This is a genomic window from Flavobacterium sp. KMS, assembly GCF_000813005.1.
Classification (GTDB): Bacteria; Bacteroidota; Bacteroidia; order Flavobacteriales; family Flavobacteriaceae; genus Flavobacterium.
On the sequence record NZ_JSYP01000005.1, the window covers coordinates 153,531 to 177,763 of the forward strand.

Sequence of the window (24,233 nt, forward strand, 5' to 3'; positions counted from 1 at the left end):
AAGAATAACTAAAGCAAAATCAAAAGGAGAACGTTTTTTTCCAGAAGCTATTTCCCGCTGTTCGCTATATCTTTATATTTTTAAAGGAAAAACATAAAGGATACCGCTGCCATCAGGGCTAAAAATAAATGTATGAAAACAACTTTTTACAGTAACGGAAAACTTTTAATAACAGGAGAATATTTAGTATTAGATGGCGCTAAAGCCTTTGCATTACCAACAAAATTCGGACAGAATTTAATTGTTGCCAAAGGAGAAAATCAAGAAATACAATGGAAAAGTTACGATGCCGATAGCCACGTTTGGTTCGAAGACATTATAACATTTGCCGAAATAATAGACAATCCCGAAACTGAAACCGAAACTGTAAAAACAACATTAATAAATATTCTTCACGAAGCCTATTTATTAAATCCAGAATTTATAACACAATCCGAAGGATATCAAATAAGCACACAACTTACATTTCCTAAAAATTGGGGCTTAGGCACATCATCAACATTATTAAACAATATTGCCCAATGGACAAAGATCGATGCTTTTACATTGCTTAAAAATAGTTTTGGAGGTAGCGGATATGATATTGCCTGTGCACAAAACAACACTCCTATATTATATCATTTACAACAAGACTTACCAATTATCGAAAAAATAGCATTTAAGCCAGAGTTTAGCCAGAATCTACACTTTGTGTACTTAAACAAGAAACAAAGTAGCAAAGCAGCTATTTCTGCTTATTACAACAACAAGAATAACAACCTTGCCAAGATAATTACCAACAACGACAAAATCACACAAACAGTTATACAAGCCAAAACTGGAAAAGAATTTGCAAAGGCACTAGCAATACACGAAGCCGAAATGAGTAATGTATTAGAAATGCAAACTATTAAAGAAAGACTCTTTCCTGATTTTGATGGTGTAATTAAAAGCCTTGGTGCTTGGGGAGGCGATTTTGTAATGGCAATATCCAAAGAAGACCCAACCGAATATTTCATAACCAAAGGATACGAAACAATAATCCCTTATAACGAAATGATATTAGCATAAACCAAATTACAAATATTCGATTACTAAATACAAACCTTGCTATATTCTAGCAAGGTTTTTTATTTTTTAGTTATTATAATCAATACAAAATACCTAAAAGGATTTTAACAATAGACAAGTCTTTAACTCATAATCTTGTTTTATCCAAAAACTTGCCTTTCTGACGAAGGAAGACACGAGCGATAGCGAACTGGCGAAGCAATCTCCGCAAGAAACTAACACAATGCTTCCAAAAAATACTGAGCTACTATTGGAGATTCACTTGCTGGCGCGAGCGCAATGTCATTAAGTTAAGGAAAAACAGAGAAAAATGATTGATGATTTTAGATTAACAATTTTTGATTTCAGATGTATGCAACCACTTGTTGGCGCAAGCGTCCCACTCGTGAACACAATCAAAATAAAACTAAACGGACTCGAAACCCATAACTTCTAATACAAACAAACCTACAAGGTTTTAAAAGCCTTATAGGTTAAAACAAAAAAAATCCCGAAATAAACATTTCGGGATTTTTTAATTTAATCTTTTATTTAAGTCGTAATAAACTAGTAGCTAAAGTTAGCTCTGTTATCAACGATTTTAGCATTGTCTTTTAATGCAGGAAGAATTCTGCTTACATCTTGTGCACTTTGAGCTTTTACCTGAGCAACATAAGCTGCATGATCTTTTAAAGCTGGTGCTTTTACAGTACTAACGTTTTTAACAACATATACTCCTGTATTACCTTCAATTGGAGCAGAAAGTTTACCTGCTGCCAAAGCAAATGCATTACCAACAACTTTTGGCTCTTGACCAACACCACCAGGTAAAATTGGGTTATTCATCGTTACATCTGTAGCTTGTTGTACAGCTACTCCAGCATTTTTAGCTACTGCTTCGATAGTTGCACCTGTCATTTTAGCTTTTAATATTTCAGCTTTTTTCTTGTTTTTAAGAATTGGCTCAACATAAGGTCTTGCAACATCTACAGATACTAAACCTGTTTTGTTAACACTCTTAAGTTGTGCAATAACGTGACCAACATTTGATACTTCAAAACGTTTTACATCACCTTTGCTTGTTTCTTTATCAAAAGCCCATCTTACGATTGTTCTTTGATTTCCTAATGGACCAAAGTTTTCATCCATAGCTTTTACAGTAGCAGGAGCTGCAACCGTTAATTTCATTTCTTTTGCAACTTGATTAAAGTCTTTATCAGCAGCATCCATTTCAAATTTAGTTGCCTGAGTAAATGCTTTATCAGATGTAGCTTCAGAAGCTTCGATTTTTTGAGCAATAGTTGCTAAACGAATACCGTCTTGTTTATCTGTAATTTTGATGATATGGAATCCGAAAGGAGTTTCTACCAATCCAACTTTTCCAATTGGGTTACTGAAAACAAAATCATTAAATGGTTTCACCATTTGGTTTTGACCAAAATATCCTAAATCACCACCTTGTTGTGCAGATGAATCATCAGAAGCTGTAAAAGCTAACATTAAGAAACTATCTGGATTTGCATTTACTTGAGCCAAAATTTCTTCTGCTCTAGCTTTAGCTTGTTCTTTAGTTCTTCTTTCTTTTTGGTTTGGAACTTGAGTTCCTTCATAACTAATTAAGATATGACTTGCTTTTGCATTAACTCCAGCTTTAAAACCTAAAGATTTAGAAATACAGTAGTATTTACCAAAAACATAAGGACCGTAAATTTCACCTGGAGCAAGACTGAATAATTTATCAGCATCAACAGCTGGCAAATCTTTCTTAGCTACATAAGTAGAATCGTAAGGTACATCTGAATTTGAGTTTACAAAGTCAGCAACATTTTTAGCCGATTTAAATCCTGGCAAAGTATCGTTTTTACCTGTTTTTTGGTTGTAAACAACACTTCCAGATAATAGAGCAGTTATTTTAGCTTTAATATCAGCTTCATCTTCTTTAGACGCTTTATCTTCAATTAAAACATATTGAACCTCACGAGTTTCATCTGCTTTAAATTTCTTTTCGTCTTTTTTCATGAAATCTACAATCTCAGCATCAGTTACTTTTACATCACTGTCTTTGATAGAAGAATATAAACCAGCAGCAAAAGCAAAGTTAACTTTGTTTGCTTCCATTTCATATTTCAATTTACCTTCAGCAACAGTTGTATAAAGACCTGCTTTAATCAACGTATTGTATATTTGGTATTTTGCATTCAAATCTGCATCTTTCTCTCTATCTTTTAAGAATTGAGCTTGCTCAGGATTTGCTTTAAAATATTCTTTAAATTTTGCTACGTCAAACATCCCTGCTGCATTTAAGAACATTGGATTTTTTCCGATATTTTGGTCAGCTTTTAAAACCTCAAGTAAATGTTTTTCACCTACTCTTAATCCTAGTTTATCAAATTCAGATGATAACAAAGCAATAGAAACTTCTTGATCCCAAACTCTGTTTGCAGCTTCAGTGGAAGTTATTCCTTGCCCACTTTTCTCAACACTACTTACTTTGATTCTAAAATCCTCAAATGAGATATCTTTCCCATTGATGCTTCCCACGTCTTTTGAACTTTCGCCCATCCCTCCTTTACTGAAAAGATCTTGAATGATAAATGCGAATAATGCAAGTGCAATAGCGCCTATCAATAAAGCGGAACGTTGTCTAATTTTTGCTAAAACTGCCATTTTTATTGTTGTTAATTTTATATTCAGTTTGCGAAAATACAATTATCTAGTTAATAATAATACTACTAGCAATTTATTTTGCAAGAATTTTTACTTTTCTAAAAAAATATCACTCTCTAATAGTCATTTTTACTAATTCTATTTTCTTATTTGTCGCCTCTTCTATCACAAAATGATAGTTTTCGATGGTAATTTCTTCCCCAACCTGAGGAATTTCTTTCGTATGATCTACAATAAAACCACCTAATGTTCCATAAGAATCACTTTCGGGAATATCTAGTTTATAAGTCTCATTAAGATACTCAACATCAAATCGAGTCGAGAAAAGATATTTACCTTCACCCAATTCTTTTTCTATTAATTCCTCGTCCAGGTCGTGCTCATCTTCAATCTCTCCAAACAACTCCTCTACAATATCTTCAACAGTTATTATACCCGAAGTTCCTCCATATTCATCTAAAACCACAGCAACACTTTTTCGTTTTTTTGTAAGCAAATTCAAAACGTCTTTTATATAAACTGTTTCCGGAACAAATTCTACAGGAATCAATACTAACTTTATAGTCTTAGGCTTTTTAAACAAATCGAAAGAATGAACATATCCTAAAATATCATCCAAAGAATTCTGATATACCAAAATCTTAGAATATCCAGTTTCTACAAATAATGCTTTAAGCTCTGCAACTGTATCAAAAAGTTCTACTGCATCAATCTCCGTACGAGGCGTCATGATGTCCCTTGCTTTTACACCCGAAAACTCTAATGCATTCTGAAATATTTGTATCTCTGAATCCACTTCTTCATCATCTTCTACCGCACTCATTTGCTCGGTAATATAATTCCCAAGTTCAACTTTACTAAAAAAAAGCTGCACTTGATCCCCTTCAGTTTTAAAAAATCTTCGCAGTATAAAATCTGAAATCCAGATAAAAAATGTAGAGATATAATAAAAAAGCCAGTAGAAAAAATACGCTGGGATTGCAAAAAACTTAATTAAAGAGTTTGCATAAATCTGAAAAAAAACTTTTGGAAAAAACTCTGCCGTAATTAAAACCAAAAAGGTAGAGATCACAGTTTGAACAATTAAGCTAGTAACATCCGAGAAATGATACCCGAATTTAATTATAACCTTTAAAAGCAAATCCCCCATAAAAAAACCATAAACAACCAATGCAATATTATTACCAATAAGCATTGCAGCTATAAATTTTGATGGTTTTTCGGTAAGTTTAGTAAGGATTTTGGATAAAAAATTATCTTGTTTTTTCTCAATCTCAAGATAAATTTTATTCGAGGATATGAATGCTATTTCCATACCCGAAAAAAAGGCCGATAGTATTAAGCAAACTATTATAATACTAATCTCCATTTTTTATTATTTTTTATTAGGATTCTGATTATCAAACTTCTTAGAAAATTTCCTTCTGAAGAAAAACATAAAAATTCCCATTCCCGCAATTAAAAAACTTAACCAAGGAGTCTCTCCACCCGCGTTTATTTTCATTACTGCATCATAAATAAACAGAATTGCAATTACTAGATAAGCGTATTGTGTATATTTTAAGTAACCCATAATAATCGTTTTTTATTCTTCGGTTTGTATCTCTCCGTTTATTCGTTGAGAGTTTATTATTTTAAAGTCTTTACTGAAATCGATTCCCTGACCATAAGAAACTCCTTTTACATCTGTAAATTTAAACTTTCTTTCGGTATAAAACCATTCATTTTTTTGATCAAAATACAACTGTTCCGTCTCTAACATCTGACCGTCATCTGTTGTAATCTTCACTTTTCCTTGCAAATCGATGATAGAAGTTTGCTTGTACGAAATAGCATAATTTGCTTTTACGTAAGTACGTTTGCGCTTTTTATCATACAAAGTAACATCTATACCTTTTGGAAAATCGGTAAATGGAAAAGCAACATTGGAATAATCCAACATCTTAGGACTTATTAAAATTCCTGAAATAAGTCCAGAGTCGGTATATTTTATATTAACATTATCAGCATCACTAGCAGGAACAAACTCAGTAAAATTACTTCTTTGTACCTCTTTAAAATTGCTTTCGCATCCTAGAAAAAACATCGCAATAAAAATTACAAGCCCAGGAATGACGCTATATGTTCTAAGTAAATTCATTCGCTAAATAAGGTAAATTAAACTCTAAACCAGAGTTTGTAATCTATAATCCGGATTAATTAAACTTGCTTCTTTCGAACCATTTATCGTTTAATGAGAAACCAAGACTAAAATTAGCATAATTTTCTTGAATTAAACCTGCAGATGTAGTTCCTCTTTTTCCGAACTCCATTCCGAAATTAATATTAGAAAATGTTCCTGAAATAGGGAATCCAGCTCCTAGAGTAAGCCCAATATCATTTATGCGCTCTCCATTGATAATCAAACCTGTTTTCTCGTATTTAAGACCAGCTCTATAAGTAACTCTATTAAAGTAACCTGCAAAAGAACTATAGTTAGGAATATAATAACCTCCTAAACTTGCGCTAGCGTATTTTCCGTATCCTACATTTGATGCAGCATTATAAGTACTTGATTGATCAACTGAATTTTGATAAGAAACTTTTCCTCCAATTAACCATTTTCTTGCCTGTCCAACACCTGCACTTAAAGCAAGTTTAAATGGCATATTTACATCTACCTCAGATTTTTGATCCGTTCCAGGGTCAATAACACTAAAGTTAAGTCCAGAACCTAACATTCCTGTAGATATATTTCTTGTGTTTTCAGAATTTAATTTACTCTGTAATGTATATGTTGCACTAGTAAAAAGAGATAATTTTTTATTAATTTTATATTGGTACATTGCTCCCAAATTAAAATTAACTCCAGATAAATGAGTCGTATTCAACTCTCTTGTTCCAACTGGAACATCAGTAATAAACTCTAAACTAGTAGTTTCTACCTTACCAAAATTATAATGCATATCAGCACCAATGCTAAAGTTAGGTTTGATTTTATAAGCAAATCCTAAATAAACTTTATTCAATCCACCAGAACCATCAAATCTTTTATTGTTATCTCCTGTATTTATAGCAAGCGATTCTATTTGATATCCTACAGATGAATATGGAATTAATCCAAAACCTAATCCGAATTTACTTCCTAAAGGCATACCCACAGCTAAATAATCTAAAGCTGTTCTTTGTGCTTTTGCCGATTCAGTATCTGTTTTTAATGTACTTGAATTGTATGTTCCCCCTATCGTAAAAGCTGTAAGTTTAAGATTTGCGTAACTCGCAGGGTTCTCTAAATTCATATGAATACTATCTTGCTCAACTGCAACACCCGACATAGAGCGATTTTCGATAGTTCCTTTAAATCTTACATCTCCAATTCCGTAAAAAGAATAAGGAGAAGCTGTTCCTTGCTGAGCAAAAGATACGAATGACAAAAGTAAGCAAGCGCTTATTATAATTTTTTTAATCATTGTTGATTTTATATTGAAATGTTTGATTCAAACTTTCTAATAAGAAATTTGAATTGGCAAATATGGTATTTTTTAATCGTTTAGCCAAAAAAAGTGCATCACCACCCGTTAAAATTATTATAAAGTTTGAGTAGTCTGCTTTGTATTGATCGATAAAACCGTCTATTTCATAGACGAATCCGTTTACAACCCCCGAATGCATTGATTCGGGCGTTGAATTCCCTACGTATGATTTAGGCTCTTCAAAAGTTAATAACGGAAGTTTTGCTGTATAATTATGAAGCGCTTCGTATCGTAATCGCAACCCTGGAGAAATAGCTCCTCCCAAATAGTTATCATTTTCGTCGACAAAATCGTATGTAATGCAAGTTCCAGCATCGATAACCAATCTATTTTGATTAGGATATTGCAATGTTGCTCCACTAGCAAGTATAATTCTATCGATTCCTAAAGTTTTTGGCGTTGCGTAATTATTTTTAAATGGAAAATGACCTTCATTTGTCAAAAAACAAACATTTACGTCATTTTCAAAATTCAAAAACGACTCTTTTTCGACATTTCCGACAGACGCAACGACCAAATCGGTCACTTTTTCAAATTTTTTTAAAATTTTTTTAATTTTTATTTGGAGCTCATTTTTATCAAAAACAAACAATTCCAAAACAGTATCATTCTCAAAAACAGCACCCTTAATACGAGTATTCCCAACATCGATTGTTAAAACCATAGCTTCTTACTTTACGAATGCGAAGATACGAATTGATTTTTTTTTAAAATTGTTTTGGAGAAACTAAAAAACATTCTATATTTGCACCCGCAACAAGCACGGTACCTTAGCTCAGATGGTAGAGCAATGGACTGAAAATCCATGTGTCCCTGGTTCGATCCCTGGAGGTACCACGAAACCCGAATAGAAATATTCGGGTTTTTTGTTTTTAACACTTTTCTGATTTTATTTTCAAAAGAATTTTACCGCAAAGGTCGCTAAGATTTTCACTTATGAATATGTTCAAAAACGCAAAGTTCGCAAAGCTTAATGATAAAGCTTTGCGAACTTTGCGTTTTTACTTTGCGAACTTTGCGTTTTTACTTTGCGATCTTTGCGGTAATTTTTTTTTGCGGATAAAAAACAAAAAAATTATTGATGAAATACAGAAACTGCAGGAAAATAATATCCTGAAAAATTTACCGATGCTGTTTTTTCTCCTGAATCAGCGTTAAATATATAAAGATTGTTTATAGAGAAATTCACACCAAAACCTGAATTTAAGGTATTTACCACCAAAGTATTTTTCTTTCGGTCATAACCAATTCCTGCACCATATAAGATATTTGAATTTGTTAATGTAATAAAAGGCGCAGTCAATGACTCTGGAGTACCAGTGTATTTGTAAATTTCTTTACCACCACTAAAACTTCCGTTTTTAGCAATGAAAACATCATTTTTAGCAGCCGTAATAGATCCCGGATGCCAAGCTCCCCAGCTTCCGTAAGCCTGAAAACCTAATGCAATTTCTTTTACTTCAAGAGTATTCGAATCTATACTTATAAGATTTTTTCCTCCTGCTGCCCATACTTTTTTATCATCGGTAACAGCAAATCCTAAAACTATACCCGGAATCGTTTTTTCGACTGCCAATGTTGAAGCATTTATTACAATAACACCTTTTGAAGCAGACAATGCAAAAATATAACCATTGGCCTTAACAACATCTCCAACCTGACCTGTAACACCTTCGATTTGCCCATTCACTTCCATCGTATTAAGATTAAGCTTAAATATCCCTTTACCAGAAGTCAAAAGGGCTTGATTTTCATCAATACCCACAACTGCACGCCAGTCGTTTCCGCCTTTAGCCGGGACTCTTTTTTCTTCTTTTAACGAATAAGCATCAGCTACTACAACAGGTCCGCCAACTTTAGAAACTAAAAATAGTTTTTTATTAATGATGGTTCCAAATTCTAATGTAGATGATGCCGGTTTTAAATCTTTATCTGGATTTACTTTTACAAAAACACTGTCTTCTATAGCTCTTGTATCGTATCTATAAAACCCTACCGTTCCTGTTCCGTGACCAAACCATCCTTCGTTGATCATAAAAAAACCGTTTTCATATGCTCCCCATGCATGGATATCATAAGTAAGAGAAACTTTTCCGCCATCATTTTTGGCTATCATTGTAATTTTAAAATCTCCCCTCGTTTCTGGTTTAAAGATATAGGTAGAATCAGATCCTACTACTTTTCCATCTATCGCCCATTCAAAAGAAACATTTTTTCTATCTGCTAATTTTGAGCTTAATTGAAGTATTTTCCCAACGGTTAAAGTATCTTTTAATTGCTGTTCGCCTTTTATCACTGGAGGTTCTGTAAAATCATCATCATTGTTACACGAAACTGTTAGCATAATCAAAGAAGCAATTGCGATTAATTGCTTGGAAAAAAATTGGTTTTTCATTATTAAATATTTAAAAAATTATATTACTTAAATTTTTAAATCGAAATACAATTTACTCTTGCAAAAGTTCTATAAATAAACTTTTGTAAAAGCACAGCATATTGTAAAGCGATACGTTTTAATGATTTTTTTAGTGTAGAAAAGGAAAATATCGAACAGAAAAGCTCACAAGAAAGGATTGCTTTTACGATATTATATTTGCAGAAAAAAAATCTCATAAATTCCATTTTTTGGCTTACGAGAATAGAATAGCTAAACAATACCATTATCACACAAAGTGAAAAGTATTGTTCTTAATTCAAGCTTCAATCCCCGAAAGCTATTTATTAGTATAAAAAAACGGCAGGTCTTCTGACTTACTCCCTACACCCTGCCTTCCCTTTCTAAATGAAAAGTGACGTATTAAAGGGCTTCAGTTAATGAGCTTACAGCTGCGGGACAGTTTTGGATTTACACCAAATTCCCTTTTAATGTCAATATCATATCGATATGACAACCATTTTCTGTTTTAAAATTTGAGCTGCAAAACTAATGTTTTCTTTCGTAACAATGCAATAGTTCTTATTTGAAAGGCCTTGAGCATTGCTGCAAACTATACTTTATTTTGAATTATCAAACTTTGATCTTCTGAACAAATGTTAAATCAACAAATAATCAGCTTTTGTTAAAAAACTACCAACTAAATAAGAAAATATCTTATATATTCGTAAAACATCGCCTTATGCTTTTATTTACCATTAAAAACACATTCATTTCATGAGTAATACATCTACAAAAGGAATTTGGAAAGTTATTTCGGCCTCTTCTATGGGGACGATGATAGAATGGTATGATTTTTATATTTTCGGGAGTTTGGCTGTGGTTATTTCTACCAAATTTTTCCCATCAGACAATCCTACAGCATCATTTTTGGCAACTCTAGCCACTTTTGCAGCAGGTTTTGTTGTTAGGCCCTTTGGTGCTTTATTCTTCGGGCGTCTTGGAGATTTAATTGGGAGAAAATACACTTTTATGGCGACCCTGCTATTAATGGGATGTTCTACTTTTTTAATTGGTTGTATTCCGAGTTATGATACTATCGGTTTCTTAGCACCAGTATTAGTCTTGATTTTAAGATTATTACAAGGTCTTGCACTTGGTGGAGAATATGGTGGCGCTGCAACTTATGTAGCCGAACATGCTCCTGTGGGACAACGCGGGTATTGGACTTCGTGGATTCAAACCACAGCAACCGTTGGCCTTTTTATTTCTTTGATGGTTATTTTAATTACAAAAAATACGCTTTCGGCCGAATCTTTTGATTCTTGGGGATGGCGTGTTCCTTTTTGGGTTTCAATTGTAATGGTGGGAGTTTCTTACTTGATACGTAAAAACATGGATGAATCTCCTGTTTTTGCTAAAGCAAAAAAAGAAGGAAGTATAAGTGTAAACCCTTTAAAAGAAAGTTTTGGAAATAGATATAACCTGAAATTTGTTTTACTTGCTTTATTTGGTGCAACAATGGGACAAGGTGTTGTTTGGTACACTGGACAATTTTACGCCATGAGTTTTATGAAAACGGTAATGAGTATCGAATCTTCTCAAGTAGATGGCTTACTAGGAATTGCGTTGTTATTAGGCACTCCGTTTTTTATAGTTTTTGGATGGTTGAGCGACAAGATAGGACGTAAATATATTATGATGGGCGGAATGCTACTCGCAATTCTACTCTACAGACCTATATATAAACAAATGTATGAAACCGTAAATCTAGACAACAAAATTATCTCGAATACATATACAACTGAATCCGAAAACAATGCCAAAAAAGAACATTACGTTATTATAAACAATGAATATTCAGATGGCACAATTGCCATGATTAAGCAAATAAATCATGCTGAAAAAATTAACCCCGAAAGACAAACTACAATCACTATTAACTCTCAAGATAAATGGACATTGATTTTTCTAGTTTTTGTTCAGGTCTTATTTGTAACAATGGTTTACGGTCCTATTGCAGCTTTCTTGGTAGAAATGTTTCCAGCAAAAATAAGATACACATCGATGTCTTTGCCTTATCATGTTGGGAACGGAATCTTTGGCGGTTTACTTCCTGCAATTTCAACCTATTTTGTAACGCACTCTAAGGAAGTTGGCAAATCCGACTTTTATCTTGACGGCCTTTGGTATCCTATTATTATAGCTTCGATATGTTTTGTTATCGGAATGATTTATATTGACAATAAAGACAAAAACACTCACATTTAATCCCCTTTTACAATGGATGTACTAAAACGAATATTAGGAATACTATGGATAATATTATCTATTGCTGCTGCTTACTTTTGCATTTTTGAATTTGGGTTACCGAAACTTGTTTCTGACAAACAGGACGATTTAGTCTTCGGAATTATAATTCTATTTATTCTCACTCCTCTAATCGTTTTAGGTCTTGGTACTTTTGGGTACTTTTCATTGATAGGTGAATATGATAAGAAAAAATAAATTACATTTTCTATTTCCTAAAATTACTTAAAACAAAAAAGCTGCCTATAATGACTTATAGACAGCTTTTTAACTAACTAAACAAAATTATTTTTTCAAGAACTTCATTACCTGAGTCTTATTATTTTCATCTATTGCCTTAACGATATACAATCCTGTATTTAATTCACTCACTGAGAACTCAGAAGTTATTTTTCCGCTTCCGCTAAAGCTTTTCACTAACTGTCCAGTCAAAGAATAAATCTCTACTCTTGAAACCTCAGTATTTAAAGTAAAATAATCTGAAACCGGATTAGGATGTAAAGTAATCGCATTTGGTTTCTCAAAATTTTCTATAGCCAACAGCGCTTGCTTATTACCATAAATCCTAAACTCTCCTGCTGGAATTGCAATTAGAGCTGCAACATTAGTAACATTGATAGTTGTATTATCCATTAAATTATACCAAACTCCTGCATAAGGAAAACCTGTAGCAACACTTTGAGTAGTTACATCAAAATTTGCCAGAATCAACACGTCTTTTAGCTGCGTTGATGCCAATGCTGCGTTTGTAATTTTTATATTAGGAGACAATGAATTTGTATTAGAAACAGTAACTGTTCCCGAAAAAACAGGCTCAACAGTTTTCATAGTAATCATTTTTGCCCAATCATTATAAATTTTGCTTCGGCTTGAATTACCTAACCAATTACCCGTCCATTGTGGTTGTTGTTTTGTATCAAGTTTACAATCTCCAGGAATTGTCCCCGAATCATCATTAACGGTTCCGTTATTACATGCAAAAATAGAACTCTCCCAACCTAAATCACCAAAATGCCATATCATTTTTGGACCAGGAATCAATAAAGAAACAGCTCCAATAGCTGACATTCTGGATAAAGCAACATTTAAGTTCTTAACATCATGACTTGTATTATTACTATTACCATATTGTATGTTCTTATACATTAATCGTTCTTCATCATGGCTTTCGGCATACCCTATTAATCGATTGGCAGAAAAACCACGACTAGCACTTGTCATTCTAGAAATATTGCTTTCTGAAGCATATCCCATTGACAACTGATTGTATGCATTGGTCATTTTCCCCCACATCATTATCCCTTTACTAGGACTTTCATTTATTTTATAATTAGCCCATAACTGCTCTTCGGCATCACTACCGAGATGTTCAAAAATTGTATAATGTGTAGGATCAAGACTCCAGGAATAATCGGCATACTTTTTTAATACATCCACCCTGTCTTGCTGTAAACTATTTGTACACGATTCATCGCCAGCAGTACAATTCTGCGTGAACCCTTTGGTTAAATCCCAACGCAAACCATCTATTTTATATTCTTCAACCCAATGTTGGATTACTCTTTTTACATAGTTTTGAGTTCTCGCTTGCTGATGATTAAAATCTTCTCCAACACTATAACTATGTTTTGCTACGCTATTAAAATAAGGGTTGTCTGTGGATGGTGAACCCCAACCATCATTGTCTGGATCATTCATCCACATTCTTACCATAGGATTACGACCAAATGCATGATTTAATGCAACATCCATAATAACTGCGATTCCGTTTTGGTGACATAAATCAATAAATTCTTTAAGCTTATCCGAAGTACCATAAAATTTATCTAAAGCCATATGAAATGAGGTATTATATCCCCAACTTTCATTGCCTTCAAATTCCATAACAGGCATTAACTCAATAGCATTTATTTTTAAATTCTTGAAATAATCAATCTTATCAATCAGACTTTGATAGTTTCTGTTTGCATCAAAATCACGAACTAGAACTTCATAAACCACTAATTTCTCTTTTTCGGGTTTAACAAAATCTGTTACTTGCCAAGGATATGCTGTTTGTCCTGTTTTTAAAACTGTAACTTCACGTTCTTGCCCTACTGGATAAACTGGCATGTTTGGATAACTTGTTGCCGGAATTCCTGAATCGTCAAAAGGCGATAATACTAATGTAGAATAAGGATCTGCCGTTTTTACTAATGAAGGTGAATTAGCAATTGGGGCATTAGCAACAACCCAATATTGATAGGTATTATTTACTCCCGAAACCAATCCTGTTAACTCTAACCAGAACTTACCCGAAGTTGGATCTTTTTTCATTAAGTAATCGCTCGTAGAAACCCAATTATTAAAGCTTCCTGCCACATAAACATAATCTTTTAGCGGAGCATCTAAAACCAATGTTGCTTTTGTAGCATCTGTAGTATTATAATTTATTCCATCTACTAATCCTACGGGCATAGCAACAGGTATTACAGTTCCTGGATTGACTATTGCTGTGAATTTTTTAGTAATAGTTGTTCCACTCTGAGTAATACTTAATTCATAGCTCTGATTCCCCGTAATATTTACATGATTAAAAGCATAACTCGAACTACTTGGGTTAGTATTTAAAACTACTCCGTTTGATTTTAAGCTATAACTTGCAACTCCATTTGTATTTGTAGCGGTAATATTTAAACTTCCTCCGCTTGCTACAATAGTATTGCTATTTTCTAGCGGTGAAGTTAAAGTTGCCTGAAAAGCACCAACCTTAATAAAGAAATCAGAACAAGACGGAGCCAGTTTTAGTGTTTGAGAACCAGCAGCGTTTCTAAACACCATTCCCATTTTTACAGCAGCTGCTTGTTGTATTGTTGTTAATCCGAAATAAACACTTGGCGTAATAACGATACTCCATGTACCATTTGGATTTTTAGTCATTAATCCAATTCCGTCATCAGCACCCCAATTTCCTTTTGCAGTTGCCCATGGGTTAGCCTCTGTCCCTATTCCTGCATGCATATATACTTTTGTGGGATTCGTACCCATTTCATTACAAGTTGACGATGCAAAAGATGCAGTAATTGTTATAGGTTCGTTAACCTGAAACACAGCAGGCGATACTGTTATTTGCTGTGCATGAGTAACAATACCCCACAACAAAAAGAAAGATAATAGTAAAGTTTTTTTCATAGTTTTTTGGTTGATTGGTTAGTTTGTATAAAAAAGGCTACCCATAGGGATAGCCTTTAAATTATTTATATTAAAAAATTAATCTAATGTTATAGTTTTTGCAACATTATCAATTTTAAGAACTCTAGGTCCAGTTGGTCCAGTATATTTGAAGTTTTTATCGCCATCTTCTGCATTAACTAATTCTGCATCAATAGTGTATCCATTACCAGAATAATATGGGTAGTTACGACTATTGCCTGCGCCCCAATTTCCTCCACTTGTAAAGTCATTAGATAAAAATTCTCTAAATGCTTGTCCGCTTTTAAGAACAATAGTTACTTGATAGATATCTGTTTGACCTGCAACTAAAGGAAATTCTGTTTCAGCATCACCATCCCATGACCATCCACCTGGAGTTGCTTCTCCAACTAACCAATGAGAACTTGCTAATGGTACGTGATAAGGAGTTGCCTTAAAAGTATAGAAGTTAGAATACTGTGCTTCAGCACCAATTCCTAAAGTAGCTTTAATACGAATGTCAACATCATTTTCCTCTTTCTCAATAAAACCTCCGTTAACTAAAGCAGAGTTTAATTCCGCTACTGTCAAAGCTTTGAAACGAGCTGTAGTTGTAGTTACTGCAACAGGAGTTGCAAATTTAGTCCCAGCTTTTGCGATTTCAATAGTATAATTTACAACGGTTGGTGTACCATCGTACTTAGCATCATTCCAAATTACAGTTGTAGCAATCTCTTTTTCACTTTCTTTTGTAAGAACAATATTAAAATCGTTCTGAGGACTTAATAAAACTGGAGCTGTAACTGGTTGTATTACTGGTCTGTTTTCTACATCATCTCCATTACAAGACACCGTTAAAACACCAATGAATGCGATTAAAATTTTATATATATTTTTCATTTTATTTATTTTTTTATAAGATTAGTTAGTATCCTGGATTTTGTTTTAAAGTTGGGTTAGCCTGAATTGTCTTTGAAGGAATAGGCATCAAGTTTCTAAATTCTTCTGTACCACTACCATTTTTAACGCCACCTTTCCATTGCCAGATTTTAGATCCTCCTGTAAATTTTCCAAAACGAATCAAATCTGTTCTTCTGTGACACTCCCAAAACAATTCTCTTCCTCTCTCATCTAAAATAAAGTCCAGTGTTAAATCTGAAGTTGTAACAACGCCCGCCTTAGCTCTTAATCTAATTTTATTTACATACTCTAATGATGTTGCAACATTTCCAGATGCTGCTCCTCTAAGTGTTGCCTCAGCATACATTAAATACACATCTGACAATCTGTACATTGGGAAATCCGTGTCTGGCACATCATTTCTTTGAGCAGCACTACCATCAGAATTGATATTGGTAAATTTTGTAACAGCATAACCATTACTAAAAACTCCATAATCAGCGATATCCAGAGTTTGTCCGTTAGTATAAAAAGTACCTCTTTGATCAGCTGTTGCCGTTGCATCAGGAAATAATTTAACAAATTCTGGTCTTGCTCTTGTTCCTGACCAGCCTCCATCCATTCCTTGATCGGCACCCACCATCTTACCACCAATAGATGCATGAATAATAAAACTCATACCTCCACCTATTGCTCTAATAGCATTACCATCTCCAACAATTGGGAAGATTACTTCTCTTTGAGCTCCGTTTCTGTCATTATCCGCAGCAAATAAATAACGATATGGAACATCTGCAAAACTATAAGCAGAACCTGTTATAATTTCATTACAAGCAATAGCAGCATCATTGTTTCTTTCAGTTCCTGTATATACTTTAGAATTTAAATAAATCTGTGCTAATAAAAATTTAGCCGCAGTTTTATCTACTCTTCCGTATTCATTTGCACCAGAAGCAGCTAAAGTATTATCCAAATCTTTTAATTCTGACTCTACAAAAGCAAAAACTTGTGCTCTTGATTTTTGTTCTGGATAAAAGAATCCTACAGGATCATTCTCAGTAGTAATTGGTACATTTCCAAACAAATCCATTAAATTAACATAAGAGAACGCTCTTAAAAAACGAGCCTCTGCTCTAAATTTAACAATTTCAGCTTTCAAATTAGCATCAACACCTCTTTCTGCTAATTTCTCCTCTGACGTTTGTCTTAAAAACTCATTGGCAATACTAATTTCATAAAAAGCTCTTGAAAAAATTCCATACAAAAACTGATTACTAGGACTCCATTTTTGTCCATTTATAGCTGGTAAACCATCATCAGACCAAGCTACAATAGCTTCGTCTGTAGGGAATTCCTGTGTAACAAATAACAATCGCAAATAACTGCTAAAATCACCCCCAAGACCAAAAATATCCGGAGAAGCATCTCCATCATTTCCTCCTACATACAAACCTGCATATAACTTCGCCATTACTTGTTTGTATGATGCCGGATCTTTAAAAAAGTCATCAGAAAGGAACTCATCATCATCTGTCGGCTTCACATCTAAGTCACTCGTACATGAAGTAAGGGTCATATTCAATCCTAAAATGAATAGGAGAAAATAAGATATATATTTAAATGATATTTTCATTTTGTTTATTTTTAAAATTTTATTTTTCAACGTACTATTAGAAATTTGCATTTACTCCAAACAAGAATGTTCTGGCTCTTGGATAAACATTATTGTCTATTCCGTTGAATTTTTCAGGATCTAAGCCATCATATTTTGTTAAAACGAAAACATTTTGAACTCCAACTGTAAACCTCAATGAAGCAGCTTTCAGTAACGTTTTATTAAAAGTGTATCCAAGTACAACATTATCTAACTTAATAAAAGAAGCATCTTTTACATAATAATCAGAGTAATTACGTTGTGTCCCATTAGAATTACTTTCAGTAGTAAAACCAGTATTATAATAATCAGAACTAATATTAGACAAATCAGAATCTCTTCTTAAACCTGCTTGTAAATATCCTTTATCAGAACTTACGTTATCAAAAATATAGTTCCCAACACTAGCTCTCCAGTTCATTGTAAAATCGAACTGCCCATAATTTAAAGTAGAGAATAATCCGAAAGTGTAATCTGCTGCTGGTTTATGAAACTTATAACGGTCAGCATCTGTTATAACACCGTCACCATTTCTGTCTGCATATGCACCCTGAATAGGTCGTTTGTTTTCATCATATAATTGTTCAAATACAAAAAATGAATTTGGAGCATATCCCTCAGAATGTATTAAAACTTGATTTCCTGTACCTCCAGCGATAACATCTCCTGTAATATACCCTTGAAATCCTGGAACAGTTGTCCCTAAATCAGATATTTTTTGATCAATGTAAGTTGCATTAGCAGCAACATTCCAAGTTAATTTATCATTTTTAATAATGTCAGATTGAAGATTAAACTCAACCCCTTTTGTTCTTACACTACCGATATTGCTATATCCTTGGTTTCTGATATTTGCACCATCTGGAACTGGAATCTCTGCTAAAAGGTCACTAGATTTTTTATCAAAATAATTAAGTGTTCCTGTTATTCTATCGTTAAGAAACCCGAAATCAACTCCTACGTTTGCCTCAGCTAAATCTTCCCATTTTATATCTTTATTGTATCCTTCTGGTTTTGCCGCTCTGTAAATAACACCATTAAAAAGGTATTGTGTGCTAAGCGTTCCTAATGTTACACGCTGCAAATAATCGTATGCAGGTGGAATATCTTGCTGTCCTGTAGTTCCGTATCCAACTCTTAACTTTAAGCTAGATAGTGTTTCATTTCCTTTTAAGAAGTCTTCTTCTGCAACATTCCATGCAAAAGCACCTCCTGCAAAATTACCCCATCTGTTTTCTTTAGAGAAACGAGAAGTACCGTCTCTTCTATAATTTACCGTTAATAAATAACGACTATCATATCCTAAATTCAAACGTCCAAAATAAGATTGTAAGTTAACATCTGCATCTGTAGTAACATCTGATGGTGGGTTTGGTCGCATAATATCACCTGAGTTATATCCCTCACGTTGAAACAACTGATAGTTGTATCCGGCAGTAGCATCAATTTTAAATTTCCCTAAATCTTTAGTATAGTTAAAATAAGTATTTAAGTTTTTATTCTGACGACTATCTGTATAACCAGTATACCCTCCTAAATTAGTCCAGTTCCCTTTATCAAATGTAGTAGGTTGGTATCCTAAAATACTCTCCGTACTTACTCGGGTATAACCATTAGTATCAAATTTATCGATACCTGCCTCAGCAACAACTCTTAAATCTTCAAAGAAATGAAGTTTATAATCTATCCTAATGTTACCCCATTTTCTTGTAGAAGTTGCTCTACGCTCATCTTGATTTAATCTTGCAACTGGATTTCTCGCTGGTAACAATGGTACATTACCGTTTGCTTCCAACCATTCAAAATAACCTCCATAACGTGAACCATCTTGATAAACAGGTTGTGTTGGATCAAACATAATCGCACTACTAATTACCGGACCTTCATCTTGAAATTGATTTTTTCCAAAAGCTAAATTTCCAGTAATATCAATTTTTAAATGATTATCAAATAAAACAGGGTTTAGCGATATCGATGTCGTAGTTCTTTCAAAAGAAGTGTTTCTTAAGATTCCAGGATTATCAACATTTCCAACAGATAAACGTACTGGCAATTTATTAAATAAAGCACCACTAACCGAAATGTTATTGTTAGTTGTTAAAGCAGTATGAAAAATTTCATCTTGCCAATTTGTATTTGCTGTACCTAGTAAAGCTTTTTGTGCAGCGTTACCTTTTTCATTTACAAGAGTACGAAACTGGTCTGCACTTAAAACATCTACTGTATTAGCCACAGTATTGATACCAACCTGAGAGCTAAAATTAACTTTTACTCCACCTTTTGTTCCTTTTTTAGTAGTAATAACAATTACACCATTTGCTGCTCTAGAACCGTAAATCGCAGCTGCCGAAGCATCTTTCAAAACAGTAAAAGACTCAATATCGTTAGGATCAATTGTAGATAAAATACTTGTTGCTCCTTCTGTTTTAGCATTACTCATAGGAAGACCATCTACTACAATTAAAGGCTCGTTTGAAGCACTTAATGAAGATCCTCCACGAATTCTAATATCAGCTTTTGCTCCAGGAGCACCACCTCCAACAACATTTACACCAGCAATTCTTCCGCTGATTAAACTTTCTGGAGTTACGTTAATTCCTTTATTAAATTCTTTAGCAGAAATTTGAGATACTGAACCTGTTGCGTCTTTTTTCTTAACAGTTCCGTAACCTACTTGTACTACAACTTCCCTAAGTTGATTTGCATCTTCTTCTAAAGAAATACTTATGTTTTTTTGTCCGTTAAAACTAATAGTTGCACTAACATAACCTATGAAAGAAGCGACAAGTTTATCCCCACTTTTTACATTTGACAGTTTAAATTTTCCGTCAAAATCAGTCGAAGTACCATTGGTACCCCCTTGTACATTTACATTTACTCCTGGAATCGGTTGCCCTGTTGCTTTATCAAGAACAACACCATCTAATGTGCTCTGAGCAAACACACTAAAAGGAAGGAGTAAGAATAAAAATAACAACTTTTTATAAATTGTTTTCATACTTTTTGTTTAAATTAAAATTGAGTTTTGGTTGAATATTTAACTTTTATTTTTACTTCGAATTTCAAAATTAAGGATTTATTAACATGCCCGACATGACCAAAATCATATCAGCTTACGAAAACGTGATAGTGTTGAAAACTTTCTATATTATATAAGTTTTTAAGCATAATACTGTCATTTTTAAAAATAAACCATATCTTTATTAACAAAACAATTTTTTCCATATCAACAGTATGAAACGCAAAATAACCCTTAAACAAATTGCGAAGGAGCTTGATGTATCTATTTCTACCGTCTCAAAATCACTTCGAAACAGCCTCGAAATCGGAGAAGATACCCGATTAAAAGTTCAGGCTTTTGCCAAATTCTATAACTACAAACCCAACAATATTGCCCTTAGCCTTAAGAATCGTAAAACCAAAACAATAGGTATTATTATTCCCGAAATTGTACATCATTTTTTCTCAACAGTCATTAACGGAGTCGAGGAAGTTGCTAACGAAAATGGCTATAGTGTTATCATATGTTTATCTGATGATTCATTTGATAAAGAAGTACTTAACATGGAAATGCTTGCCAACGGAAGTATCGATGGTTTTATCATATCATTATCTAAAGAAACACAATTTAAAGGCGATTTTCATCATATAACCGAAGTCATAAATCAAGGAATGCCAGTCGTTATGTTCGACAGGGTTACCAATGAAATTTTATGCGACAAAGTAATTATCGACGATAAATCGGCAGCTTATGAAGCAGTTCAGAGTTTAATTGATAAGGGCCGTAAAAAAATAGCTTTAGTTACAACTGTTGATTACGTAAGCGTTGGAAAACTACGAACAGATGGATACACAAAAGCATTATTAGACAACGACATACCTTTTAATGAAGACCTTATTATTAAGATTGAAGATGTAGACACTTGCGAAATAATTATTAGTCAATTATTAGAAGATCGGGCTATAGATGCAGTTTTTGCAGTTAACGAACTTTTTGCCGTTACTATAATAAAAACAGCCAGCAAAATGGGACTTAGAGTTCCCGAGGATGTAGCCGTTATTGCGTTTACTGATGGAATTATATCCAAATATTCGACTCCCACTATTACTACCGTAAGCCAGAGCGGTAACAAAATGGGGAATAAAGCTGCGAAAATGCTTATAGATCGCCTGGAATCAGAAACCGAAGAAGGCGAGGAAGAAGAAGAAAATTACAAAACTGAAGTCATTGAAACTCATCTTATAGAAAGAGAATCTACAGATTAACTCCCTAAATAATCACATACAAAAACCCATTAAAATTATTTAATGGGTTTTTATTTGTTTCTTTAGAAAAATAATTTATAAATTTACGCCAGCTCAAAACTTTTACTTTTACTTCGAAAAATAAGTTAAGTTTTGATAAGCAAAGCGCTTATCGTACATTCATTAAATTACGATAATGGAAAAGCGTAAATTAAGTTTTTGGGAAATCTGGAACATGAGTTTCGGTTTCTTAGGAATACAAATGGGGTTTGCTCTACAAAATGCAAATGCCAGTAGAATTCTTCAAATTTTTGGTGCCGACGTACACGAACTTTCATGGTTTTGGATAATTGCTCCTTTAATGGGATTAATTGTTCAACCTATCATTGGACATTATAGTGATAAAACCTGGGGGAAATTTGGTCGAAGAAAACCATTTTTTCTAGTAGGTGCTATTCTAGCTTCGGTTGGATTAATATTAATGCCACAAGCAAACATATTTATTTCTGTTTTACCTGCATTATGGGTTGGAGCAGGAATGCTTATGATTATGGATGCTTCGTTTAATATTGCCATGGAACCATTCCGTGCTTTAGTTGGAGACAATTTAAGAACTGACCAGCGCACAGCAGGATTCAGTATCCAAACAGCACTTATTGGTTTCGGAGCCGTAATTGGTTCGGCATTACCTTATGTATTAACCAAATGGTTTGGAGTTTCTAACAGTACCGTTCCTGGTAGTGTCCCTTTAAATCTTACTCTTTCCTTTGTTTTAGGAGCTGTCGTTTTAATTGGATCTATTCTGGTAACTTTATTTACAACCAAAGAATATTCTCCTGAAGAATTAGCCAATTTTGAAGATCCTCAAAGTGAAGTTGATGTTCCTTCTGAAGAAAAATCAAGACTTACAGATATTTTTACGGATTTTGCAAAAATGCCAACTACTATGCGTCAGCTTAGTTGGGTGCAGTTTTTCTCTTGGTTCGGACTTTTCGGTATGTGGGTATTTAGTACTCCAGCAATTGCACATCATATTTACGGATTACCATTAGACGATAATTCAAGTCAAACTTACCAAGATGCTGGGGATTGGGTTGGAATTCTCTTTGGAGTTTACAATCTTGTTTCGGCAATTATAGCCTTGTTTTTTCTTCCGATGATTGCAAAAAAAATTGGACGAAAATCAACTCACGCCCTTTCATTAGTTATTGGAGGAATAGGTTTAATTTCTATTTACTTCATGCCAGATGAAAATTGGGTTATTCTCTCTATGGTATTAATTGGTGTGGCTTGGGCTAGTATCCTCGCAATGCCGTATGCTATTCTGGCTGGATCTATTGCTCCTAAAAAAATGGGGGTTTACATGGGGATTTTCAATTTCTTCATCGTAATTCCTCAAATAATAAACGCAATAATCGGAGGGCCAATCGTAAAATACCTTTATAACGGTGATGCTATGTACGCTTTAATCACGAGTGGAGTCAGCTTTTTGATAGCCGCAGTTTTAGTTTACAAAGTGAAAGATGTAGATGACATTAAAATCTAAAACTCACATCTAAAAAATTCTCTTTCTGATAAAATGAGAAATGGTTTCCTTACAATCAAAATTTAAATACTTTTTCGAAAAGAAATACAAAATAAGCATATTATTAAATGAATACAAAAGCGTTTATATTCGACCTGGACGGCGTAATTGTTGACACAGCTAAATATCATTATTTAGCGTGGCAAAAAATTGCAAATGCATTAAACATTGACTTTACACACGAACACAACGAACTCTTAAAAGGAGTAAGTCGTGTACGTTCTCTAGATATCATCCTGGAATTAGGAAACATACAAGCTTCACAAGAAGACAAAGATAAATGGCTCATCCAAAAAAATGAAGACTATCTGACTTATCTGGTAGATATGGATAAAAGCGAAATCCTTCCTGGAGTTTTCCCTGTTTTAGAATTTTTAAAAGAGAATAAACAAGCCATTGCATTAGGTTCAGCTAGCAAAAATGCACGTCCGATTCTCGAAAAAACAGGAATCATCTCCTACTTCGATGTTATCGTAGATGGTAATGATGTTACAAATGCTAAACCAGACCCTGAAGTTTTCCTGAAAGCGGCTCAATTATTAAACATAAGCCCTACAGATTCTATCGTTTTTGAAGATTCAGTTGCAGGAGTTCAAGCAGCTAATATTGCAAAAATGACTAGTGTAGGAATTGGTTCCAAAACAGTATTACACGAAGCAAAATACATCTTTGAGGATTTTACCTTAATAGATCAAAATTTCATCAAATCATTAATCACAAAATAAATCAATCAATCGAAAACAATTAATCAATTAGATACTCCATTAGATAATTCTCAAACTGCTT

17 protein-coding genes, 1 tRNA gene and 1 riboswitch are annotated in these 24,233 nt (G+C 33.6%); of the genes, 7 read left to right on the top strand and 11 right to left on the bottom strand.

Annotated features, from left to right (window positions below; genetic code table 11):
* The first annotated feature begins 132 nt into the window (after positions 1–132).
* Positions 133–1,050 carry a GYDIA family GHMP kinase gene (locus OA93_RS07470; protein ID WP_039112514.1) on the top strand — a complete coding sequence of 306 codons (918 nt, stop codon included), beginning with the start codon at positions 133–135 and terminating at the stop codon, positions 1,048–1,050.
* A 546-nt stretch (positions 1,051–1,596) separates the two neighbouring features.
* On the opposite strand, the gene OA93_RS07475 is transcribed toward OA93_RS07470, so the two are convergent.
* From OA93_RS07475 to OA93_RS07500, 6 genes are all read right to left on the bottom strand, one after another.
* Complete coding sequence (locus tag OA93_RS07475) at positions 1,597–3,696, bottom strand: peptidylprolyl isomerase (protein WP_039112515.1); 2,100 nt, start codon at positions 3,694–3,696, stop codon at positions 1,597–1,599.
* Positions 3,697–3,805: 109 nt separating this feature from the next.
* Entirely contained in the window at positions 3,806–5,065 is a 1,260-nt protein-coding gene (locus tag OA93_RS07480) for a hemolysin family protein (protein ID WP_039112516.1), read from the bottom strand.
* A 6-nt stretch (positions 5,066–5,071) separates the two neighbouring features.
* A complete protein-coding gene (locus OA93_RS07485) occupies positions 5,072–5,269 on the bottom strand; it encodes a hypothetical protein (protein ID WP_039112517.1) in 198 nt (65 codons plus the stop codon).
* Between the two features lie 12 nt (positions 5,270–5,281).
* The gene (gene lptC / locus OA93_RS07490; RefSeq protein WP_039112518.1) at positions 5,282–5,836 is read right to left on the bottom strand and encodes an LPS export ABC transporter periplasmic protein LptC; all 555 of its coding nucleotides are present in this window, start codon (positions 5,834–5,836) and stop codon (positions 5,282–5,284) included.
* A 55-nt stretch (positions 5,837–5,891) separates the two neighbouring features.
* Entirely contained in the window at positions 5,892–7,145 is a 1,254-nt protein-coding gene (locus OA93_RS07495; RefSeq protein ID WP_039112519.1) for a membrane protein, read from the bottom strand.
* Positions 7,138–7,872 (bottom strand): type III pantothenate kinase, encoded by a 735-nt coding sequence (locus OA93_RS07500; protein ID WP_039112520.1) that lies wholly within the window; start codon positions 7,870–7,872, stop codon positions 7,138–7,140. The genes OA93_RS07495 and OA93_RS07500 overlap by 8 nt, the downstream gene beginning before the upstream one ends.
* Positions 7,873–7,972: 100 nt before the next feature.
* Between OA93_RS07500 and OA93_RS07505 the strand changes: the two genes are divergently transcribed.
* Positions 7,973–8,045: transfer RNA gene (locus OA93_RS07505), tRNA-Phe, on the top strand.
* Positions 8,046–8,283: 238 nt separating this feature from the next.
* Here OA93_RS07505 and OA93_RS07510 read toward each other — a convergent pair.
* On the bottom strand, positions 8,284–9,603 hold the full coding sequence (locus tag OA93_RS07510; RefSeq protein WP_039112521.1) for a DUF5074 domain-containing protein: 1,320 nt from the start codon (positions 9,601–9,603) through the stop codon (positions 8,284–8,286).
* 323 nt (positions 9,604–9,926) lie between these two features.
* Positions 9,927–10,119, bottom strand: a riboswitch (cobalamin riboswitch).
* 240 nt (positions 10,120–10,359) lie between these two features.
* Between OA93_RS07510 and OA93_RS07515 the strand changes: the two genes are divergently transcribed.
* Positions 10,360–11,853, top strand: a complete 1,494-nt coding sequence (locus tag OA93_RS07515; protein WP_039112522.1) for an MFS transporter — start codon at positions 10,360–10,362, stop codon at positions 11,851–11,853.
* A 12-nt stretch (positions 11,854–11,865) separates the two neighbouring features.
* Positions 11,866–12,090 (top strand): DUF6814 family protein, encoded by a 225-nt coding sequence (locus tag OA93_RS07520; protein WP_039112523.1) that lies wholly within the window; start codon positions 11,866–11,868, stop codon positions 12,088–12,090.
* 87 nt (positions 12,091–12,177) lie between these two features.
* On the opposite strand, the gene OA93_RS07525 is transcribed toward OA93_RS07520, so the two are convergent.
* From OA93_RS07525 to OA93_RS07540, 4 genes are all read right to left on the bottom strand, one after another.
* Entirely contained in the window at positions 12,178–15,063 is a 2,886-nt protein-coding gene (locus tag OA93_RS07525; protein ID WP_039112524.1) for an alpha-amylase family glycosyl hydrolase, read from the bottom strand.
* A gap of 78 nt (positions 15,064–15,141) precedes the next feature.
* Positions 15,142–15,963: a SusE domain-containing protein gene (locus OA93_RS07530; protein WP_039112525.1), complete on the bottom strand. Its 822-nt coding sequence runs from the start codon at positions 15,961–15,963 to the stop codon at positions 15,142–15,144.
* A 25-nt stretch (positions 15,964–15,988) separates the two neighbouring features.
* On the bottom strand, positions 15,989–17,596 hold the full coding sequence (locus OA93_RS07535) for a RagB/SusD family nutrient uptake outer membrane protein (protein ID WP_039112567.1): 1,608 nt from the start codon (positions 17,594–17,596) through the stop codon (positions 15,989–15,991).
* A 37-nt stretch (positions 17,597–17,633) separates the two neighbouring features.
* Positions 17,634–20,615 (bottom strand): TonB-dependent receptor, encoded by a 2,982-nt coding sequence (locus OA93_RS07540; RefSeq protein WP_039112526.1) that lies wholly within the window; start codon positions 20,613–20,615, stop codon positions 17,634–17,636.
* Positions 20,616–20,851: 236 nt separating this feature from the next.
* On the opposite strand from OA93_RS07540, the gene OA93_RS07545 reads away from it, so the two are divergent.
* From OA93_RS07545 to pgmB, 3 genes are all read left to right on the top strand, one after another.
* Positions 20,852–21,883: a LacI family DNA-binding transcriptional regulator gene (locus OA93_RS07545; RefSeq protein WP_039112527.1), complete on the top strand. Its 1,032-nt coding sequence runs from the start codon at positions 20,852–20,854 to the stop codon at positions 21,881–21,883.
* Between the two features lie 175 nt (positions 21,884–22,058).
* Complete coding sequence (locus OA93_RS07550; protein WP_039112528.1) at positions 22,059–23,408, top strand: MFS transporter; 1,350 nt, start codon at positions 22,059–22,061, stop codon at positions 23,406–23,408.
* A gap of 107 nt (positions 23,409–23,515) precedes the next feature.
* Positions 23,516–24,172 (top strand): beta-phosphoglucomutase, encoded by a 657-nt coding sequence (gene pgmB / locus OA93_RS07555; RefSeq protein ID WP_039112529.1) that lies wholly within the window; start codon positions 23,516–23,518, stop codon positions 24,170–24,172.
* Positions 24,173–24,233 lie beyond the last annotated feature (61 nt).